This is a genomic window from Microcystis sp. M31BS1 (genome assembly GCF_020245285.1).
GTDB classification, from domain to species: domain Bacteria; phylum Cyanobacteriota; class Cyanobacteriia; order Cyanobacteriales; family Microcystaceae; genus Microcystis; species Microcystis panniformis.
In genome coordinates this window covers 1-3578 of record NZ_JADBVE010000100.1, presented here as the reverse complement: position 1 = coordinate 3578, position 3578 = coordinate 1, and the positions used below count along the sequence as shown (strand labels likewise).

The window sequence follows — 3578 nt, the reverse complement described above, 5'->3', positions numbered from 1 at the left end:
TTAATTGAGGGAATGAATACCAAAATAAAGCTTATTAAAAGAATGAGTTATGGATTTACCAATTTTGAACATCTTCGACTTAAGCTGTTTGCTTGCTTTAATTCATAACAAAAATTAACACACGAAAACCAGAAGAGCCATTTTTTGATTCATCATTTCTGTACCAACATAAATCAAGCTTCTCTTACTTGATGATACCAAATAAGTACCTAGGCAAAATTATTTACACATGACGATCATTGCCCCGTAAGGGTTTTAGCTCGATCGGGCAGGTAATTAATTTTGCATGACTACTTAAAGTATCGAAAACCTCCGCTTCGAGAGAGGAAACCCTCGCCTCCTCTCCCTTGTAGGTATTACTTCCGCGCTTTGCGGACGGTACCCCCTAGCATTAATCCGCCCAAGGTGATAAAACCGAGAAGGCTAGAAGGTTCTGGAGTGGTCGCAGTCGGGGTGGGAACCGTCAGCACCGAAGAGATTCCGTACAAAGGGCGGAATGCTACCGGACCGTTAAACCCTGGACCAAAATCGCTCCCATAACGAATCCAAGTTACGTTCGTTCCATAGCTCGATCCGATAGTTACTGGTACCGACCCAAGTGGACCTAAATTAGGTTCCGACCAAGCAACTCCCGAAGATAAAGTCCCCGTCCACACATCACCGAATAAATAATGACCAGATTGCGACATCGAAATACCACCATCATGACAAATGATGCCAGCCGCCGGTATATGGGGACAGATATCGCCATCCCACAGGTCGGAGTTACCGAAGGCGATCAGTTTGCCATCTAGACCATAGATAGGGACACTCGTGTCAACTGTATTGGTTGAGGTATTGTCGATCGCATTCACACTAGCTGTCGAACCGATCACCTTCCAAGTAATACTAGCAGGGTCGATTCCTACATTCGTAAAAGCGTCATTTAATATTGTTGAGGTGTGCGCCTCATTGTCAACAAAGGTATTGTAGGTATTTATGTCAGTGCTTGTTGCTTGAATCGTGCCATCCGTAACAAATACCAAGCGATACTGATTACCAGGACTAAGACCAGAAGGAATCAGTTGAAAAGCTTCTGCAATGCCAGAGATGCCTAGAGTCGCAAGGGCAACTCCTGATAGGATGCCGATAATGGGTAGTTTCACGTAAAATTGTTGTAAGGATTATGTAAGTTTTGGAACAAAATCAAAAATTCATAAGGAAACCTTACCCCCCCCCGCACATTTGTCAAGTCTTTTAAATAATTCTTAATATTTCTTGCCGTTTTGCTCTCTGGCTCTTGTCCAGCTTTTCGACGGAATCGCTAAAATGATCAGGGGTATTTTAGAGGCAAGTCTATGAGTGAACCGGTAACTCTTGCGGATATTTACCAGCTATTCCGCACTTCCGCCGAGGAATATGATCGCCGGGCTGAGGAATATAATCGCCGGGCTGCCCAATCCAAGGCGGAATATGATCGCCTGGTTGCCGAATCCAAGGCGGAATATGATCGCCTGGTTGCCGAATCCAAGGCGGAATATGATCGCCATAGAGTCGAAATAGAGAGCCTCCTGGCCGAATCTAAACTAGAAAGCGATCGCTCCATGGCAGAACTGAAACGGACGGTTGAACGAACCAGCAAAGCGGTAGATAGTCTCACCACTCGCTGGGGTCGATTTGTGGAAGAATTGGTAGAACCGGCGGTTTTACGGCTTTTTCAGGAAAAAGGCATTGATATTAAGGAAGTTTATCCCCGTGCCAGAGTCAAGCGTCAAGGTATCGCCATGGAAATTGATATCCTAGGGGTGGATGATACCGATCTTGTGGTGGTGGAATGTAAATCGAGATTATCTCAAGATGATGTAGATGAATTTATTGAAAAATTGACTCGTTTTAAAATCGCTTTTCCCCATTATCAAAACTATCGAGCCTACGGTGCAGTGGCAGGAATTGAAATCAACGAGGGAATCGATCGCTATGCTTATAAAAAAGGTCTATTTGTGATTAAACCCTCCGGAGATACGGTGGCTATTATTAATGATGCCGACTTTCAACCGAATACTTGGTAATTTCCCTAGTCAAAACAATCGCTATGGTTAACCTTTCCTACAATAAAAATCGCCTTCTTCCCACTGCTGAAGAATTACCCTGTTCTGACGAAACACCCGTGGATAACCAGTTACAGAACGACATTCCCAATCTATTACTTAGTTTATTAGCATTTATTTGGATGGGGCGGGATGATTGGTATTTTGGTGTCGATATGGGAGTTTATTACAATCCCGACGAACCGGCGATCATACCCGATGGATTTTTAGCCATTGGAGTCAAACACGATACCGGCGAAAGGGGAAGATTAAGCTATGTTCTCTGGGAAGAAGCTTATATTATGCCGATATTGGCCCTGGAAGTGATTTCTGAGAAATATAATGGGGAATATGAGGGAAAGTTAGCGGATTATCAAACCCTAGGCATTCTCTATTACGCCATTTACAATCCCTTGAGCGGTAGAAGGGGAAGGTTTAAAAATAGAGAGAGATTAGAGGTTTATAAGCTTATAGCGGGGAAATACGAGCTTTTAGAGCCTGAAAATAATCGGGTATGGTTGCCAGAAATCGGGTTAGCCTTGGGATATGAGCAGGGAGAACATATCGCTTGGGTGCGAGAATGGCTTTATTGGTATGATCAATCGGGAAATCGCTATTTAACCGCAGAGGAAAGGGCAAGGGCAGCGGCGGCCATCGCCGCTCAAGAACGTTTGAATGCCCAACAAGAACGTTTGAATGCCCAACAAGAACGTTTGGCTAAACAGGCAGCCGAAGCGATCGCCGAGCAAGAACGTTTCGCCAAACAGCAAGCGGAACAAAAAGCCCAACGACTAGCGGAAAGACTAAGATCACTGGGTATCAACCCCGATGAAATGTAGGGGTGGGTTTCCTCGGCAATTTTAGGGGATTAATCGCGTAATAATTCCGGTTCGGTTAATTCGTCAGTCATTTCCATCAGGGCCCGTTGGACGGGTTTAATCATCGGGTCGTCGATATTTTCTACGGTATCGTAGCGGACGCGTTTGGCCCGTCTAGCGACTTGCACGACGATCGAGTAACGATTGCTGGCCGCATTCATCAGTTTATCGGTGAGATAAATCATCTCGGAGGAGTCGAATTTAAACCGTTTGGACATAGTTATATTTAGCCTTCTCTGGCGAATTTGGCACTTGTCACTGATAATAGGTTAGTGATCAGTTTTATTACTCAATCCACCTTACCACATTTTGTCCACCCTAAGGATAGGGTTATCCTTGATCTCGATCGGATTTTGTCAAGTACTTTTTACAAAACTTAAATCAATTTTATACAAGTTTAAAAATATACAAATAAAGAGTTGACATCCTCACCGCCAGGGCCGGACGGTGATGACCGGCAGATCAAACAAGCTTAATTGAATGATCTTCGGCTGGGTTGACGCTTCACAGGACGCTGCTTCTTTAACAGAAGTCTTATGCTGTCCGACCCGTCCGTTTTTTAAGGTCTCCGATTGCCCACCGGCGACCTTGATAATTAAAGTCAGTAAGAGAGTCGCCTCTCCTACTGCTCTAC

General features: G+C 44.5%; 5 protein-coding genes and 1 pseudogene. 3 read left to right on the top strand and 3 right to left on the bottom strand.

Features of this window, described 5'->3' with window-relative positions:
• On the top strand, positions 1-108 hold a 108-nt coding region (locus IM509_RS05860; RefSeq protein ID WP_271946654.1), incomplete at its 5' end, for a transposase.
• Positions 109-356: 248 nt separating this feature from the next.
• Here IM509_RS05860 and IM509_RS05855 read toward each other — a convergent pair.
• Positions 357-1145: a PEP-CTERM sorting domain-containing protein gene (locus IM509_RS05855; RefSeq protein WP_002790181.1), complete on the bottom strand. Its 789-nt coding sequence runs from the start codon at positions 1143-1145 to the stop codon at positions 357-359.
• A 192-nt stretch (positions 1146-1337) separates the two neighbouring features.
• Here IM509_RS05855 and IM509_RS05850 point away from each other — a divergent pair, with 192 nt between their 5' ends.
• Both IM509_RS05850 and IM509_RS05845 read left to right on the top strand, forming a co-directional pair.
• Positions 1338-2048, top strand: a complete 711-nt coding sequence (locus tag IM509_RS05850; protein WP_052277542.1) for a hypothetical protein — start codon at positions 1338-1340, stop codon at positions 2046-2048.
• Between the two features lie 23 nt (positions 2049-2071).
• Positions 2072-2905: a Uma2 family endonuclease gene (locus IM509_RS05845; RefSeq protein WP_052278521.1), complete on the top strand. Its 834-nt coding sequence runs from the start codon at positions 2072-2074 to the stop codon at positions 2903-2905.
• 29 nt (positions 2906-2934) lie between these two features.
• On the opposite strand, the gene IM509_RS05840 is transcribed toward IM509_RS05845, so the two are convergent.
• Together IM509_RS05840 and IM509_RS05835 are read right to left on the bottom strand one after the other, a co-directional pair.
• Positions 2935-3162 carry a DNA-directed RNA polymerase subunit omega gene (locus tag IM509_RS05840; protein ID WP_002761217.1) on the bottom strand — a complete coding sequence of 76 codons (228 nt, stop codon included), beginning with the start codon at positions 3160-3162 and terminating at the stop codon, positions 2935-2937.
• A 210-nt stretch (positions 3163-3372) separates the two neighbouring features.
• Positions 3373-3578, bottom strand: a pseudogene (locus tag IM509_RS05835) (hypothetical protein); the annotation flags it as partial.